Below are 15,912 nucleotides of genomic sequence, written 5' to 3' on the forward strand. Positions count from 1 at the left end.
GCAGTCCCCGCCGGGTCAGGCGAACAGCCCGGCCCGCAGCACCTGGTTCAGCTGCTCGATATCGGTGAGGAACCCATCGTGTCCGATGGGTGAGTGGATGTAGTGCACCTGCGGGTTTCCGGCCAGTGCCGCCGCCAGTCGTTCTGACTGCCCGGGGACGTAGAGCCGGTCGCTGTCGACGGCTGCGACGAAGAACTCCACGGACCCGGCCCGGGCCAGGGCGGCCTCGAGCCCGCCCCGGCCGCGTCCGACGTCGTGCCCCACGAGTGCCTCGGTGAGCACGATGTAGGAGTTGGCGTCGAAGCGCCCGACCAGCTTTCCGGCCTGGTGGTCCAGGTAGCTTTCGACCTGGTAGCGGCCGCGGACCGCGTCGGAACTGCCGAACGGGTCCTCATCGCCCTGTCCCTCATGCCCGAAGCGGATCTCCAGCTCGGGCTCGGAGCGGTAGGTGATGTGGGCCAGCCGGCGGGCGATGCCCAGCCCCTCGACCGGTGCGCTCCCCTCGGTGTAGTAGTCGCCGCCGCGGAACGCCGGATCCAGGCGGATGGCCTGGGTCTGGATCTGGCCGAAGGCGACCTGCTCGGCGGAGGCGACCGCGGTGGCGGCAATGACCGCGCAGCGGGCCACCCGCTCGGGGAATTCGATGGCCCATTCCAACGCCCGCGCCCCGCCCAGGGATCCGCCCACCGCTGCGTGCCAGCGCGTGATGCCCAGGAAATCCGCCAGCCGCGCCTCGGTGCGCACCGAATCGCGCACCGTGGTGAAGGGAAAGCGCGAACCCCATGGGCGTCCGTCGGGGTTTGGGCTGGCCGGGCCCGTGGAGCCGTAGCATCCGCCGACCATGTTGGGGGCGACGACGAAGAACCGGTCGGTGTCGATGGTCTTGCCGGGGCCCACGAAGCCGTCCCACCAGCCGTCTTCGCGGCTGTCACCGCGGGAGACGTGGGTGTCGCCGGTCAACGCGTGGAGCAGCAGGACGGCGTTGCTGGCCTCCGCGTTCAGGGTCCCCCAGGTCTCGTACCCCATCATCACCTCGGGCAGCCAGCCACCGGTCTCGAACCGGTAGCCGCCGATCGGGACGCATTTGAGGATGCCGTCGCGGATGACCGGCGTGCTGCCGGTGCGGACCTGTTCCGTCACGCCGGGAACCTCCTGGGTCACCGGGCGGCCTCGGGTTCCGCGGCGCGGGTCTGAACCGGCGCGGATCCAGCCGCCGCGAAGCCCAGTTCCAGGTCGGCGATGATGTCGTCGATGTGCTCGATGCCCACCGAGAGGCGGACCAGCCCCGGACTCACGCCGGCGGCGACCTGCTCGGCCTCGCTGAGCTGGGAGTGCGTGGTGGAGGCCGGGTGGATGACCAGGGAGCGGACGTCGCCGATGTTCGCGACATTGGAGTGCAGTTCCAGCCCGTCGACGAAGGCCCGCCCGGCGGCCTCGCCGCCGGCGATCTCGAAGGCCAGCACGGCTCCGACGCCGCGGGGGCCGTACTTGCGGCCGCGGTCATGCCAGCGGCTGGAAGCCAGCCCCGCGAAGGCGACGGATTCGACCTGGGCGTGGGCCTCGAGCCATTCGGCGACCTTCTGCGCGTTCTCCACGTGGCGCTCCATCCGCAGGCTGAGGGTCTCCAGGCCCTGCGCGATGAGGAATGCGTTGAAGGGGGCGACGGCGGATCCCAGGTCGCGCAGCAGCTGCACGCGCGCCTTGAGGATGAACGCCAGGTTCGCGCCCAACGCCCCCATGACACCCAGGTCGCGGGCGAAGACCAGCCCGTTGTAGGACTCGTCGGGGGTGTTGAAACCGGGGAATTTTTCGGCATCCCGGGCAAAGTCGAACTTCCCCGAGTCCACGATGACCCCGGCGACTGCCGTTCCGTGCCCACCCAGGTACTTGGTGGCCGAGTGCACCACGATGTCGGCACCCCACTCGATGGGGCGGATCAGGTACGGGGTGGCCAGCGTGTTGTCCACGATCAGCGGCACGCCGGCGGCGTGGGCCACCTCGCTGACGCCCTCGATGTCCAGCACGTCCTGGCGGGGGTTGGAGACCACCTCGCCGAAGAGGGCCTTCGTGTTGGGCTGCACTGCATCGCTCCAGGCGGCGAGGTCGTCGGGGTCGGCCACGAAGGTGACCTCGATGCCCAACCGGCCCAGGGTGTGCTTGAGCAGGTTCTGCGTTCCCCCGTAGAGGCTCGGGCTGGCCACGATGTGGTCCCCGGCCCCCGCGACGTTGAGGAGGGAGAACGCGGTGGCCGCCTGTCCGGAGGCCAGCAGCAGCGCGCCCACACCGCCCTCGAGGTCCGCGATGCGGTTCTCCACCGCTTCCTGCGTCGGGTTGCCGATGCGCGTGTAGATCGGCTCGAGTTCCTGCAGGGCGAACCGTGCGGCGGCGCTCTCGGCGCTCGGGAAGACGAACGACGTCGACTGGTAGATCGGCAGCGCCCGGGCCCCGGTGGCCGGATCGGGGGTCTGGCCTGCGTGGACCTGGCGGGTTTCAAAAGACCATGATGCGGACATGTGTCGTCCCCTTCTACTACTCAGGGGCCCCTGTGCCACGGCACCCCCGGGGGGGTGCCGGGAGGTGACCCGCGCTTGCCCGTTCTCCAGGTGGAGGCGGACCAGGTCTTCACCCGGGGCACCCCACCGCGAGTGGAGGGTTGCCGGCCAGCAAACCGGGGTTTCACGCTGGCACTCATGACCTGCGTCCAGTGTTCTAGATCCCCCGGTGCCCCGCAACCCATGACCCCCCAATATGACGTGGTGCGCAACAATCGCCGCCCCTCCCGGGGAAAAATACGCACACCCCATGACTTAGGCCACCCTAAGTCGAGACACACCTCACAAAGTGCCATCATGAACGCATGATGAGGTTGGATCACGTTTCATACGCATGCGGACCAGACGGGCTGGCCGCCACGGCCGCCCGTGTAGCCAAGACCCTGGGGATCGAGTCCGTCAAGGGCGGCATCCATCCCCGCTTCGGGACCAGGAACGTCATTTTCCCGTTGCAGAACACCCAATACCTGGAAGTCGTGGAGGTCCTGGACCACCCGGCCTCCGACAAGGCGCCGTTCGGGCAGGCGGTGCGCGCCCGCTCCGAGATGGGCGGCGGCTGGATGGGCTGGTGCGTCTGCGTCGACGACCTGGCACCGTTCGAGGAACGCCTGGGCCGCTCCTCCGTTCCGGGCAACCGCAAGTTCCCCGACGGCCAGGAGCTGACCTGGCAGCAGATCGGCATCAAGGGCCTGATCGCCGACCCGCAGGTGCCCTACATGCTGCGCTGGGATGACGGCACCGAGCACCTGCACCCCTCCAAGGCCCTGGAGCCCACCAGCCGCATCTCCGGCATCACCATCGCCGGCTCGGTCGAGCGCGTCCGCGAGTGGCTGGGCACCCCCGCATCGTCGCCGCTGGAGGATGTCGACGTCGAGTGGGAGGCCCCCAACGGCACCCCGGGCATCATGTCGGTGACCTTCGAGACCCCGCAGGGCACCATCACCCTCTGATCCGTTACGGAAACTGGTTTAATGCACGACGGCGGCCCGCGGGCCGCCGTCGTTGTCATTGCCCGGGTGCCACCTGGCTCGGGCGGGCCACTGCGCCGAACGGTCCGGAGGCCGCGAAGACATGGTCGGCGAACCGTTCGCCGATGAGCCGGTGGGTGGCGGTATCCGGGTGCAGGTTGTCGGGCAGCGGCGCGGCGGCGGCGTCGGCCTCCCCATAGAGTTCCAGCCCGTCCAGGAAGAACAGCTGGGCATCCTCGGAACGGCGCTCCATCAGCGAGCGCATTTCACGGCGGATGACCTGCAGGGTCAGCCGTCCCAGCGCCTCGTCGCCGGGAGTGCCGGTGGCGGTGAACTTCATCTGGTCAGTGCCCACGCTGGCGGGATCGATGCCCCCGGGGCCTGCGGTGTCCTCGTGGATGCCGCAGAAGATCGGCGAGATAACCAGCAGCGGGGTCGTGGGGTGCCCGTCGCGGATGGTGTCCAGGAAACCGTGGATCGCCGGGACCAGGGTGCGCACGCGCATCGCGTCCAGGTTCACTGTGTTGATGCCGAATTTCAGGCTGATGCACTCCGCCGGTTCATCGCGGATCACCCGGGCCACGAACGGATCGATGAAGCAGCTGCCCCCGAAGCCGAGGTTGCGCAGCTCGACGCCTCCCCGCCGGGCGGCCAGGGCCGGCCAGATGGCACTCGGCGATGCGGCGTTCGAGCCCTGGCTGATGGAGCTGCCATGGTGGACCCAGCGCGGCTTCGCCGATTCCACCGGGTGCAGCGGAGCGTCGGAGGACAGGCCCACCAGCTCCAGTCCCTCGTTGTGGGGCAGGAAGAACTCGACGGTTTTCGAGGTCGCGGGCAACCCGTCCACGACGGTGGACTGCGCCGGCCCGGAGATCTGTTGCACCGAGCCGTTTGCCGGGTCGATCACCGTGGCGTCCCCGCCGGTCAGTTCGTCCTCGAGCCGTAGTTCTCCGTCAACGAAGACGTCGATGCGCCCACGCGGGCGTTCGGTGCCGCGGAAGCTCGTGTGCGACGGATGGGTCACCAACTCGATCCGCGTCGCGGTGGTCCGCACCGCCACGCGCACGCCGGAGGGCTGGGCCTCGCGGTCCAGCAACTGGGGGTCGGGAAATTGCCGGCGCGCCCAGGAGGGGAGCCGGTGGATCCGCACACCGCGGGGCGTCTGCTCGAGTTCGGCGGCGCCCCGGACGATGTCCGGGGTGAAGGGCGTGTCGATCATGCTGGTGCTTCTCCTTCGAGGGCGGTGGCCCAGGTCTGTAGTGCGCGGTCCAGGGCGGCCAGGGTGCGCTGCCAGGACGTATCGGTGGGATCGCTGCGGTGGTCGTAGGAGCCGGCCTTCTCCAGCGCCAGGTAGCCGTTGAGGGTGGCGCCGACGAACCGGGTGGCATGCACCAGTTCGTTGGCTGGCAGCTCATAGCCACGCAGGACGGCCCAGATGTACTCGACGATCCGCGCCGCGGCGGCGGATCCGGCCACCGCGGGGCCGGCGGGCCGCTGCATGGCGGACCAGCGCCCGGGATGCCCCCGTGCGTAGTCGCGGTGGGCCTGTCCCAGGGCAGCCAACGCGTCCCGTCCCGACCGCCCCGCGATGCCACCGGCGATGAGGTCCGCCAATTCATCCAGAGCTAGTTCGTGGACGCCGTCGAGCAGTGCTGCGAGGTCCTTCAGGTGTGAGTAGATGCTGGCGGGCTTGACGCCGACCTGGCGGGCCACGGCGGAGATGGTGACGACGTCGAAACCCTCGCGGTCGGCCAGGTCGGCGGCGGCGGCCACGAGGGAGGCGCGGGTCAGCGGGGAACGTTCCATGCGCCAAGCCTACAGGTTGTAGGTATGAGCCTACAAGCCGTAGGCAATGCGGGGACGGCTCCCTACGTCCCCAACCCAATCGCCGGGCCGATCAGCGAATATCCGACGAACCCCGCGGTATCGAGCAGGGCGTGGGCGATCACCAGCGGCATCACCCGCCCGGTTTTGGTGTAGACCCAGCCGAAAATGACCCCCATGATCGCGTTGCCCACAAACGGACCGAACCCCTGGTAGAGGTGGTAGCTGCCACGCAGCACCGCACTGGTGAGGATGATCGGCCACATCCCCCAGCCCAGCGCACGCAGCCGGTCGAAGAGGTAGCCGACGACGATCGTCTCCTCGAGGATCCCGTGGCGGATCGCGGAGAACAGAAGCACCGGGATGGTCCACCAGTACGGCGACATGGCCTCGGGGACGATCGCCGTGGTCACCCCCAGCGTCCTGCCCAGCCAGTAGACGCCCAGGGTCCCGATCCCGATGACCAGGAACAAACCCACTCCCTGCCAGCCGTCGCGCCCGGGCCGGCGCAGGTCGAAGCCCAGGGCACGGAATCCGTTCCGCCCGGCCAGGTGGAACAGGAAGAACACCAGCAGCACGGGCACCAGCGAGAACACGATGTCCAGCAGCTGGTAGGTGAGGTCGAAGAACTGCCGGTCGCTCAGCGCGTTGTTCATCGTGGTCGTCTGCCCCGACAGCGGTCCGCGGGTCAGCTTGTCGGCGAGCGAGACGATCGCGTAGATGGCCGACTGCCCCAGTGAGAGCCCCAGGACGATCAGGATTTCCGGCCAGAGGCTCTTGCTGCGCATGGGTGCATCCTATGGCAGGACACTGCACGACGGCGGTGCCCGGCTCGCGGTCCCGGCTCACCCCTGCTCCTATGATGGCATCATGATCGACGACGTCGTGCGGCGGGCCTACTCCGAGCGCGCCGCCGAATACACCGCGCTCCTGGGATCGGTCGGGGACCTGCATGAACTCGACCGGCAGCGCATCGGGCAGTGGGCGGACGGCATCGACGGCCACGTCCTCGATGCTGGATGCGGTCCCGGGCAATGGACCGACTTCCTCCACAGACGTGGTGTCGACGTGTCCGGGATCGACCTCGTGCCGGCGTTCGTGGATCAGGCACGTGTCCGGTTCCCCGGGATCCGGTTCAACGTCGCATCACTGGGCAATCTGGACGTTCCGGACCACAGTCTCGGAGCCGTGCTGGCCTGGTATTCGCTGATCCATCTCCGGCCGGCGGAGCTGCCCCACGTCCTGGCCGGGTTCACCCGCGCCTTCGCACCAGGAGGCCAGCTGCTCGTGGGATTCTTCGAGGGCCCGCACGGCCAGACGCTCGATCATGCCATCACTCCCGCCCATTATTGTTCCATCGATCGGTTCTCCCGCCTGCTCGACGACGCCGGATTCGAGGTCCTCGACGTCGAGACCCGCCAAGATGAGGGATCCCGGCCCCACGCGTCGATGTCCGCCGTTCGCCGCTGACACCCGGCCCTTTCCCGGCAGGTGCGCTCCGGACCTGGTCCTCTCAGGTCATGAGGATCTCGAGCTTGAGGCTGGCCAGGTAGTCGGCCAGCCAGTCGAAGCCTGGCCCCGCGGCAAAAGGGTGGGCGAGACCCGGCACCTGGACCATGTCCGTCGGGGCAACGCGGTCGCCAAAGAAGACGTAGGCACGATCGGTGTCACGACGATGGCTCATCCAGACCACGCCGTCGTAGCCGGCCTCGTGCGCAGCTTGCGACCAGAGGACCGTTCTCGGATACTGCGAGGCCATCGTTGCCGTCACATATTTCGCCTCCGTCCCCAACGTCCGAAGGCCGTCGCCCATGAAGGCGGCCAACCTCACGTCGCGGGTCGGGGCCAGCTGGGTGCAAACGCGACCCTTGACGTTGTCATACAGCACCGTCCCCGGCCCCGGTGGCACGTCGTGGAGGATGGTTTCGCACACCGCTGCCTCCTCCGACTGGGCGGCATAGAGGACGGGAACGGCGGGGCTTCCAAAAAATGCGAATCGCGTTGGTCCACAGATCCCCGGGTTGAAGCTCGTCACGGATCGGCCCGGACGGTTCTCCACGACCCGGAAGAGCTCGGTCTTGGCCTCGAGGATCCAGTCCTGCGGCTCGAAGGGGACTGGGGGCGTCCGCCTCGCCATTGGACGTTGAACGACTGCCGTGCCGCTTCCACCACGTGATCGGGCTCGTCGAGCAGGTCCACGGGCCGAAGTCCGTCCAGATAGCCAGTGGGAGAGATCATCCACAGCGCGAGTCCGGACTCCGAGCGGTCTGCTTCGGTCGCGAGTGCGATCAGCTCGTGCATCACGGGGCGAATTGCCTGCTCGCGCCGGTCGATCTGAAAACCTGGATATTTGTATCCCCCGGGCCGCTTGACGGCAAGCAGCCTTCCGGCTCCACGTTGGTCCGAGGCATAGCTACGATTCGGCGACCGTGAACCGACCGCCCGCGAGACTTCAACGCTGGTCAGCAAGCCAAATTCCGCCTCCATGTCGCGCCAAGCGTTCTCGGTGGCCTGCAGGCTTCTGGCGAGCTGGGGCGAGGTGTCCACGTCGACCTCTGACAGCGCAGGCCCGAGCGCCGCGATGCTCCGCTCCATGTTGATCGCGGCCATGATGACCCTGCCGTGCCGGGAATTCAGCAGATCCCGGGTCGTCACAGGTGCCGAGGCCGGCGCAGTCGTTCCGGCGACAGCTGCTTCCGCGGTCGACTTCGTGGCTGGCCCCAGGTCGATCGTTGCCCCGAGGGCTTTCGCGACCTCCGCGAGTTCGGCGGCAGCAGCCTCGAGGGAAGCTGCGGCGTGCCGGGGTTGGCCCTCTGCGTTCCGTGGCACCACTGCCTCCTTTGACGGCGACTACTTCTACGCTACGCGTCAGCGGCGTCAGAAAATAGGGCCGTGCAGAGACCTGCCGGGACGCGATCGCGCCGGCACCTCCAGAACTCAGGCCAGCGGCGCCGATCCCACTGCTGTACGGTCCACCCGCTCCCCCGCGCGCCACACGGCGCCGGTCAACGGCATGCCCGGCCGGTAGGCCAGGTGGGCCGCTGAGGGGGCGTTGAGCAGTTGCAGGTCGGCGCGCTTGCCGACCTCGATGCTGCCGACATGGTCCTGGACCCCCAGGGCCATTGCCCCGCCCATCGTTGCGGCGTGCAGCGCCTCGCTCAGGCTGAGGCGCATCTGCAGCACCGCGGTGGAGACACAGAACGCCATCGAGCTGGTGTAGCTGGTGCCGGGGTTGCAGTTCGAGGCCAGCGCGATCTGGACGCCGGCGTCGATCAGCCGGCGCCCGTCGGCCAGCGGCTGGCGGGTGGACAGGTCGCAGGCCGGCAGACAGGTGGCCACCGTACCGACCTCACCGGTGCGCATCTCGGAGTCCCACCCGGACCAGGTCCCGGCGAGCGCTTCGACGTCGGAGTCCTCCAAATGGTTCACATGGTCGACGCTGGCGGCGCCGAATTCGACGGCCAGCTTCACCCCGGGCCCGGTGCCGAGCTGGTTCCCGTGGACGCGCAGGCCCAGGCCGGCATCACGGCAGGCGGTGAGCACACGGCGTGACTGCTCCTCGGTGAAGGCCCCGCGTTCGCAGAAGACGTCGGCCCACTTCACGTAGGGGCGGACCGCGGAGAGCATGTCCCCGCAGACCAGGTCGGTGTACTCCTCGGCGTCGGCACCCGGCGGCACCAGGTGGGCGCCCAGATAGGTCACCTGGTCCACGATCGTGGAGGCGATCCGCGCGTGGCGGGCCTCCTCGTTGACGTCGAGCCCGTACCCGGTCTTGGTTTCCAGGTAGGTGGTCCCCCCGGCCGCCGCCTCGGCGACGCGGCCCATCAGCAGCCGGGTGAGGTCGTAGTCGGTGGCGGCCCGGGTGGCCTCCATGGTCACGCTGATCCCGCCGGCGGCGTAGTCGGCCCCTGCCATGCGGGCCTCGAATTCGGCGGCCCGGTCCCCGGCGAAGAGCAGATGGGTGTGCGAGTCCACCCAGCCGGGCAGCGCGGCCCGGCCACCGGCGTCGTACACGGCGTCGGCGGCGGGGGCGTGGCGCGGGTGTCCGATCCAGGCGATGCGCCCGCGGTCCAGGACGACGGCGGCGCCGGCGAGGACGCGTCCGTCGGCATCCAGGGTGGTCAGTTCCCCGATGTTGGTCACCAAGGTGGCACTCATGCGAACTCCCGATGCTCGTAGGTGAATTCCCGGAACAAGGCGGCGGGATCGCCGAGCCGGGTGTGGATCCCGTCGCGGGCGATCTCGATGCCGTTGATGACCACAGCGTGGACGTCGGCGGCGGTGGCCGTCAAGGGCAGTTGCGCCTCCCGGCTGCCCGCGGTGCGCAGGCTGGCGCTGTCCACGAGGAGATGGTCGTCGTTGTCGGCCAGCCCGAGGCTGCGCAGCCCGCCGGTCCGGGAGGCGGCTGCGAGTTCTGCCGGGGAGAACCTGCCGCGGATGCCGGTGCGCAACCGCTCGCCGTGCTCCAGCGCGCGCATCTCCAGGTACGGGTCCACTACTGCGTGCTGGTCGGTGCCCAGGGCGATCGTGGCTCCGGCGTCGGCGAGCTGGCGGGCGGGGCCGATGCCGTCGGCCAGGTCGGCCTCGGTGGTGGGGCACATGACGATCGAGCAGCCCGCTGCGCCGAGCGCTGAGATGTCGGCTGCGGTGAGGTGGGTCGCATGGACCGCGGACAGCCGGTCGGTGAGCAGCCCGTGCGCGGCCAGCAGTTCCGCCGGCGTCATCCCGTGCGCGGCCCGGCAGGCAGCGTTTTCCGCAGGCTGCTCGGAGAGATGCACGTGCAGCGGCTCGCCCTCGGCCAGCGCCCCGGCGACGACGGCCAAGGCGGCCGGCGGGACGGCGCGGACCGAATGGATGGCAGCGCCCAGGGTGACCAGTCCGGCGCCGGCCTCTGCGGTGGCCGGTTCGTCGGATGCGAGTGCGGCACGCAGCGCGCTGTGGCGGGCCGCCCACCGGCCGGCGTCGCCGTCGGAGAAGCGCAGCTGGGTGTCGTTCAGGTCCACCGCGCGCCCGTCGGTGTCGAGTCCGCCGGAGAGGTAGCAGGTGTCCAGCAGGACCAGGCGGATGCCTGCCGTCCGGGCGGCACGGGCCAGGGCGCGCTCCATGGCGTGGTCCGGGTACGGCGTTCCGTCGGGGCCGTGGTGCAGGTAGTGGAATTCGCCGACGGCGGTCCACCCGGTGACCACCATTTCGGCGAAGACGGCGGTGGCCAGTTGTTCGTAGCCGGCCGGGTCCAGCTGGTCGGCGGCGGCATACATCTGTTCGCGCCAGGTCCAGAAGTCCCCCGCCCCGCCGGCGGCCCCCTCGTGCGTGCGGCCGCGCAGGATCCGGTGGAAGGCATGGGAGTGGGCGTTGATGGGTCCGGGGACCCGGATCAGGTGTTCGTCGCCGCGGCTCACAGCAGGTCATCCAGGGTGTCGGCGAGCGCGAGGGTGCCGGCGGTGGCGTCGTCGTCCTCGACGTGTTCCTCGGGTGAGTGGCTGATGCCCGAGGGGTTGCGCACGAAGAGCATGCCCGTGGGGGCCTCGGAGGCGAGCACACCGGCGTCGTGCCCTGCACCGGTGGACAACGCCGGCGCCCCGGGCGTGGTGCGCTGGACCGAGCCCTGCAGGGCACGGGTCAGCGCGGCGTCGAAGTGCACGGTGCCGGAGTAGGACTCCTCGGTCATGGCGACCGAGCAGCCCTCGAAGGCGGCGATCTTCTGGGCCTGTCCATGGATCCGTTCGACGAGGGCAGCTGTAACCGCGTCGTCGGGGTGGCGCACGTCCATCCAGAAGTCCACGCGGGAGGCAATGACGTTGGTGCCCCCGGGGACCGGTTCGAGCCGGCCCACGGTGGCGCGGGCATCGGCCTGGGCGGCGGCTGTCTTGCGCACCGCCAGCACCATCTGCGCCGCTGCGACCATCGGGTCCGCGCGGTCGGTCATCAGCGTGGTGCCCGCATGGTTGCCCTGGCCGGCCACCGAAAACCGCCAGCGGCCGTGGCCCAGGATCGAAGAGGCGACGGCCACCGCGGGGCCGCGCCCGGCGGCGTCGGTGAACTCCGCCCCATTCAGGCCCAGGCCCTGTTCGACGTGCAGTTCGACGAAGTCCCCGATGCGGGACAGGGCCACCTCGTCGCGGCCCATCGCGTCGGGGTCCAGCCCGTGGGCGCGGGAGGCGTCGGCGAAGGTGGTGCCGGAGGCGTCGCGCAGGTTCAGCGCCCGGGAGGTGTCGATGGCGCCGGTGAGCAGCCGGGAGCCCAGGCAGGCGACACCGAACGCGGAGCCCTCCTCCTCGGGGAAGACGGCGATGGCCAGGGCGCGGTTCCGGCTCAGGTCCCCTGCCGCCTCGCGGGCGGCCAACACGTCGTAGGCGGCCAGTGCCGAGGCGACGCCGAGGGGGCCGTCGAAGGCGCCTCCCCCGGGGACCGAGTCCAGGTGGGAGCCGGTGACCAGGGCACCGCGGCGCGGGTCGGCGCCGGCGGGGGCACCGCCGTCGTGCCCTGCGGCGGCACCTGCCGGCAGGTCCCACCAGGCCCAGATGATGCCGTTGGCGTCACGTTCGAGCTCGAGGCCGCGGGCGGTGGCCTCGGTGGTGAACCATTCGCGCAGGTCGAGTTCGGGGGTGGAGTAGACGGGGCGGGAGTAGCCGCCGCGGCGGGCATCGCGTCCGGTGTCGGCGATGGCCGCCATCAGTGAATTGACGGTGCTGGGTTCTGGCATGCGGTTACCTTCCAACCATGAGGTAGGCGATGGGTGTGGTGATGACCAGGGTCAGGGCGACGCGTTCGGCCCAGAGCACCACGAGGTGCCAGACCTTGATCGGGATCTCCGTGGCCAGGATGCAGGGCACCAGCGCGGAGAAGAAGATGATCGCCGAGACGCAGACGACGGCGATGACCAGGCGCAGCAGCTCGGACTCGTGGCCGGCAACCACGGTGGCGGGCAGGAACATCTCGGCGATGCCGACCGCCGACGCCTTGGCGGCCAGCAGCGGGTCGGGCAGCTGGAGCGCCCAGGTGAACGGGACGAAGAGGTAGCCGAGCCAGTCGAAGACCGGGGTGAAACGGGCCAGCACCAGGCCGATCAGCCCCACCGAGAGGATCGAGGGCAGGATCGCCATGGCCATCAGCAGGCCATCGCGGAAGTTCTCCCAGATGTTCCGGCCCAGGCCGGGCGCCTGGTGCAGCATCCCCATGGCCTCGCGCCAGGCGGTGGCCATCCGGCGCGAGGTCACCGGGACCTCGGGCTGCGGTTCTGCGCCCGGATGGTAGTCGTCCTTGATCCGGCTCAGCGGCGGGATGCGCACGGTGATCGCGGTGACCAGGAACGTCACGGCAAAGGTCAGGAAGAAGTACGGCAGCCACAGGTGCATCAGGTCCAGTGTCTTGGCCACGATCAGCATGAACGTCACCGAGACCGTGGAGAACCCCGTGGCGATGATCGCCGCCTCGCGGGCCGTGTACCGCCCGGCCTGGTAGACCCGGTTGGTGATCAGCAGGCCCAGCGAATAGCTGCCCACGAAGGAGGCGACCGCGTCGATCGCCGAGCGCCCCGGGGTCTTCCAGACCGGCCGCATGACCGGCTGGACCAGCACCCCGACGTACTCCATCAGCCCGTAGCCGACCAGCAGGGCCAGGAAGACGGCGCCGATGGGCACGATGAGCCCGACGGGGATCACGAGCTTGTCGAACAGGAACGGCCCCATGTCCGCCTCGAACAGCCAGGCGGGGCCGACGCCGAAGACCAGTGCGGTGCCGGTGGCCAGGCCCAGGATGTTCAGGAACGCGAACAGGGTCTTCAGCCCCGATTGGCGCCAGCGCCCGGTGGCGAAGGGATAGACGGTCCCGGCGATGATCAGCGCCAGGGCGACGTAGCGCACCGACTCGCCGAGCAGCTTCGTCACGAACGTCACGACGTGGTCCAGCGGGATGGTGCTGGTGCCGCCAAGGGTGATGGGGATGAAGAACATGAAGATCCCCACGGCGCTGAAGACGAAGAACCGCCAGGCTCCCCGCGGTTTCAGCGTGGTGGCCTCCCGCGTATCCACGGGGCTCGAGGTGTCGCCCATCGATCAGCCCTCGGTCATCGGGATGCGCACGCCGCGTTCGGCGGCGACCTCGACGGCGCGGTCGTAGCCGGCGTCGACGTGGCGGATGACGCCCATGCCCGGGTCGTTGGTCAGCAGGGCCTCCAGCTTGGCGGCTGCGAGTTCGGTTCCGTCGGCGACGGAGACCTGCCCGGCGTGGATGGAGCGGCCGATGCCCACTCCCCCGCCGTGGTGGATGGAGACCCAGGTGGCGCCGGAGGAGGCGGCGGTCAGAGCGTTGAGCAGGGGCCAGTCGGCGATGGCGTCGGAACCGTCCTTCATGGCCTCGGTCTCGCGGTACGGGGAGGCCACGGAGCCGGAGTCCAGGTGGTCGCGGCCGATGACGATGGGGGCGGAGACCTTGCCGTCGGCGACGAGCTGGTTGAACAGCAGCCCGGCCTTGGCGCGGTCGCCGTAGCCGAGCCAGCAGATGCGGGCCGGCAGGCCCTCGAATTCGACGTGCTCGGCGGCGGCGTCGAGCCAACGGTGCAGGTGCTCGTTCTCGGGGAAGAGTTCCTTCAGCGCCTCGTCGGTGACGCGGATGTCCTCCGGGTCCCCGGAGAGTGCGACCCAGCGGAACGGGCCCAGACCCTCGCAGAACAGCGGACGGATGTAGGCCGGGACGAAGCCGGGGAACTCGAACGCGCGGGCGAAGCCGCCCTGGCGGGCCTCGTCGCGGATGGAGTTGCCGTAGTCGAAGACCTCGGCGCCGGCGTCCTGGAAACCGACCATGGCCTCGACGTGGGCTGCCATCGATTCCTGGGCCTTCTTGGTGAAGCCGACGGGATCGGCCTTCGCCTCGGCGTCCCACTGGTCGATGGTGTATTCGACGGGCAGGTAGCTCAGCGGGTCGTGGGCGCTGGTCTGGTCGGTGACGATGTCCACCGTGATCTCCCCGGCGGTGTGGCGGCGGAGCAGTTCGGGGAAGACCTCGGCTGCGTTGCCGACGTAGCCGACCGACAGGGCCCGCTTCTCGGACTTGGCGGCGAGCACCTTGGCCAGCGCGGTGTCCAGGTCGGTTTCGACCTCGTCGAGGTAGCGCTTGCCGGCCCGGCGGCGCAGCCGGTCCTCGGAGACGTCCACAATCAGGCAGGCCCCGCCGTTGAGGGTCACTGCCAACGGCTGGGCCCCGCCCATGCCGCCGCAGCCGCCGGTGAGGGTCAGCGTGCCGGCCAGGGTGCCGCCGTCGTCCGCGTATTTCTTGCGCCCAATGGCCGCGAACGTCTCATAGGTGCCCTGCAGGATGCCCTGGGTGCCGATGTAGATCCAGGAACCGGCGGTCATCTGCCCGTACATCATCAGGCCCTCGGCCTCGAGCTTGCGGAATTCGGGCCAGGTGGCCCAGTCGCCGACCAGGTTGGAGTTGGCGATCAGCACGCGCGGGGCCCACTTGTTCGTGGTGAACACGCCGACCGGCTTGCCGGACTGGACGAGCAGGGTCTCGTTGTCCTCGAGCGTTTCCAGCGTGCGGGTGATGGCGTCGAAGGCCTCCCAGGAGCGGGCCGCGCGGCCGGTGCCGCCGTAGACGACCAGGTCCTCGGGGCGTTCGGCGACCTCGGGGTCCAGGTTGTTCATGAGCATGCGCAACGGGGCTTCGGTCTGCCAGGATTTGGCGGTCAGCTGCGTGCCGCGGGCAGCACGGATGCTGCGGGAGGGATCGTGCTGGGTGAATGACTGGCTCATGCCGTCTTCTCCTTGCTGCCGGCGGCGGTGCCGGCGTCGGTGTCTTGGTGTGCGGTGAGGATGGTGTGTGCTTCCGCGGCGACCTGCAGGCCGATGGCGGATACAAGGTCGGCGGTCATGCGGTAGGAGGGCGCCACCACGGAGAGCGCGGCGATCACCCGGGTCTCGTCCCCGCGGCCGACCGTGATGGGCGCGGCGATCGCGGTGACGTCCTTCTCGACGCCGCGGTCCACGACCACGTAGCCCTCCGCCGGTGTCTTCCCGCGCAGGACCACGCCGACGGCACTGCCCTCGAGGGGGATGCTGCGTCCGACCCACGAGGTATGGCGGACCGAATGGGTTCCCTCCTCGACGGCGATGTAGACGCTGTGTTCGGCGGCGGTGCCGCCCAGGGACGGGACGCTGAGGTAGGCGGACTCCCCCGTGGCGGCGACCAGGTGGCGCAGTGACTCCATCGCCAGGGACACCAGCGATTCGTGGCTCAGCGCCTGGGCGCCGAGCTGGACGATCCGCATGCCGGGCCGGTAGCCGGCCTCAGGGTCCCGGCGGACGAAGCCACTGGATTCCAGCGTGCGCAACAAGCGCAGTGCCGTGGAGGCGGAGAGTCCCGTCTCGCGTGCCGCCTCCGCCAGGGTGATGTTCCCGGCGTCGCAGACGGAGCCGAGCAGCTGCAGCGCCCGTTCCACCGTGCGGGTGGACGGTTCGGCCATGGTTCCTCCTGCTTCGGGGCCGGCGGGGGCGGTTCCGCAGCGCGGTCCACCTTGCCACCAGCCAAAATTTGCGTTTCACTTATTGAAACGTGAATTGCACCACTTG

At 69.6% G+C, this 15,912-nt stretch carries 15 protein-coding genes and 1 riboswitch; of the genes, 2 read left to right on the forward strand and 13 right to left on the reverse strand.

What is annotated here, in order from left to right; genetic code table 11:
• Nucleotides 1-15: 15 nt before the first annotated feature.
• Together metX and ACN0TP_RS03460 are read right to left on the reverse strand one after the other, a co-directional pair.
• Nucleotides 16-1,140, reverse strand: a complete 1,125-nt coding sequence (gene metX, locus ACN0TP_RS03455) for a homoserine O-acetyltransferase MetX (RefSeq protein WP_417216670.1) — start codon at nt 1,138-1,140, stop codon at nt 16-18.
• Nucleotides 1,141-1,157: 17 nt separating this feature from the next.
• Nucleotides 1,158-2,513 (reverse strand): bifunctional o-acetylhomoserine/o-acetylserine sulfhydrylase, encoded by a 1,356-nt coding sequence (locus tag ACN0TP_RS03460; protein WP_417216672.1) that lies wholly within the window; start codon nt 2,511-2,513, stop codon nt 1,158-1,160.
• Between the two features lie 66 nt (nt 2,514-2,579).
• Nucleotides 2,580-2,696: riboswitch (SAM riboswitch) on the reverse strand.
• Between the two features lie 161 nt (nt 2,697-2,857).
• Here ACN0TP_RS03460 and ACN0TP_RS03465 point away from each other — a divergent pair.
• Nucleotides 2,858-3,502, forward strand: a complete 645-nt coding sequence (locus ACN0TP_RS03465) for a VOC family protein (protein WP_417216675.1) — start codon at nt 2,858-2,860, stop codon at nt 3,500-3,502.
• A 55-nt stretch (nt 3,503-3,557) separates the two neighbouring features.
• On the opposite strand, the gene ACN0TP_RS03470 is transcribed toward ACN0TP_RS03465, so the two are convergent.
• The 3 genes from ACN0TP_RS03470 to ACN0TP_RS03480 form a co-directional block, all read right to left on the reverse strand.
• The gene (locus tag ACN0TP_RS03470; protein ID WP_417216678.1) at nt 3,558-4,739 is read right to left on the reverse strand and encodes an SGNH/GDSL hydrolase family protein; all 1,182 of its coding nucleotides are present in this window, start codon (nt 4,737-4,739) and stop codon (nt 3,558-3,560) included.
• Nucleotides 4,736-5,326 (reverse strand): TetR-like C-terminal domain-containing protein, encoded by a 591-nt coding sequence (locus ACN0TP_RS03475; protein ID WP_417216680.1) that lies wholly within the window; start codon nt 5,324-5,326, stop codon nt 4,736-4,738. The genes ACN0TP_RS03470 and ACN0TP_RS03475 overlap by 4 nt, the downstream gene beginning before the upstream one ends.
• A gap of 62 nt (nt 5,327-5,388) precedes the next feature.
• Nucleotides 5,389-6,132: a CPBP family intramembrane glutamic endopeptidase gene (locus tag ACN0TP_RS03480; RefSeq protein WP_417216682.1), complete on the reverse strand. Its 744-nt coding sequence runs from the start codon at nt 6,130-6,132 to the stop codon at nt 5,389-5,391.
• Nucleotides 6,133-6,214: 82 nt separating this feature from the next.
• On the opposite strand from ACN0TP_RS03480, the gene ACN0TP_RS03485 reads away from it, so the two are divergent.
• Nucleotides 6,215-6,814, forward strand: a complete 600-nt coding sequence (locus ACN0TP_RS03485) for a class I SAM-dependent methyltransferase (RefSeq protein WP_417216685.1) — start codon at nt 6,215-6,217, stop codon at nt 6,812-6,814.
• Between the two features lie 43 nt (nt 6,815-6,857).
• On the opposite strand, the gene ACN0TP_RS03490 is transcribed toward ACN0TP_RS03485, so the two are convergent.
• From ACN0TP_RS03490 to ACN0TP_RS03525, 8 genes are all read right to left on the reverse strand, one after another.
• On the reverse strand, nt 6,858-7,481 hold the full coding sequence (locus tag ACN0TP_RS03490) for an RES family NAD+ phosphorylase (protein WP_417216688.1): 624 nt from the start codon (nt 7,479-7,481) through the stop codon (nt 6,858-6,860).
• Nucleotides 7,376-7,954, reverse strand: coding sequence for a hypothetical protein (locus ACN0TP_RS03495; protein WP_417216689.1), 579 nt, complete (start codon nt 7,952-7,954; stop codon nt 7,376-7,378). Before ACN0TP_RS03495 ends, ACN0TP_RS03490 begins: the two co-directional genes overlap by 106 nt.
• 327 nt (nt 7,955-8,281) lie before the next feature.
• Nucleotides 8,282-9,502 (reverse strand): imidazolonepropionase, encoded by a 1,221-nt coding sequence (hutI, locus tag ACN0TP_RS03500; protein WP_417216692.1) that lies wholly within the window; start codon nt 9,500-9,502, stop codon nt 8,282-8,284.
• The gene (locus ACN0TP_RS03505) at nt 9,499-10,743 is read right to left on the reverse strand and encodes a formimidoylglutamate deiminase (RefSeq protein WP_417216695.1); all 1,245 of its coding nucleotides are present in this window, start codon (nt 10,741-10,743) and stop codon (nt 9,499-9,501) included. The genes hutI and ACN0TP_RS03505 overlap by 4 nt, the downstream gene beginning before the upstream one ends.
• Nucleotides 10,740-12,047, reverse strand: coding sequence for an allantoate amidohydrolase (locus tag ACN0TP_RS03510; RefSeq protein ID WP_417216697.1), 1,308 nt, complete (start codon nt 12,045-12,047; stop codon nt 10,740-10,742). Before ACN0TP_RS03510 ends, ACN0TP_RS03505 begins: the two co-directional genes overlap by 4 nt.
• A 4-nt stretch (nt 12,048-12,051) precedes the next feature.
• Nucleotides 12,052-13,395 carry a YjiH family protein gene (locus tag ACN0TP_RS03515; protein WP_417216700.1) on the reverse strand — a complete coding sequence of 448 codons (1,344 nt, stop codon included), beginning with the start codon at nt 13,393-13,395 and terminating at the stop codon, nt 12,052-12,054.
• A gap of 3 nt (nt 13,396-13,398) precedes the next feature.
• A complete protein-coding gene (gene hutU, locus ACN0TP_RS03520; RefSeq protein WP_417216703.1) occupies nt 13,399-15,096 on the reverse strand; it encodes a urocanate hydratase in 1,698 nt (565 codons plus the stop codon).
• Nucleotides 15,093-15,806 (reverse strand): IclR family transcriptional regulator, encoded by a 714-nt coding sequence (locus ACN0TP_RS03525; protein ID WP_417216706.1) that lies wholly within the window; start codon nt 15,804-15,806, stop codon nt 15,093-15,095. The genes hutU and ACN0TP_RS03525 overlap by 4 nt, the downstream gene beginning before the upstream one ends.
• Nucleotides 15,807-15,912: the final 106 nt, after the last annotated feature.

The organism is Arthrobacter sp., from assembly GCF_048266065.1.
Classification (GTDB): domain Bacteria; phylum Actinomycetota; class Actinomycetes; order Actinomycetales; family Micrococcaceae; genus Arthrobacter_H.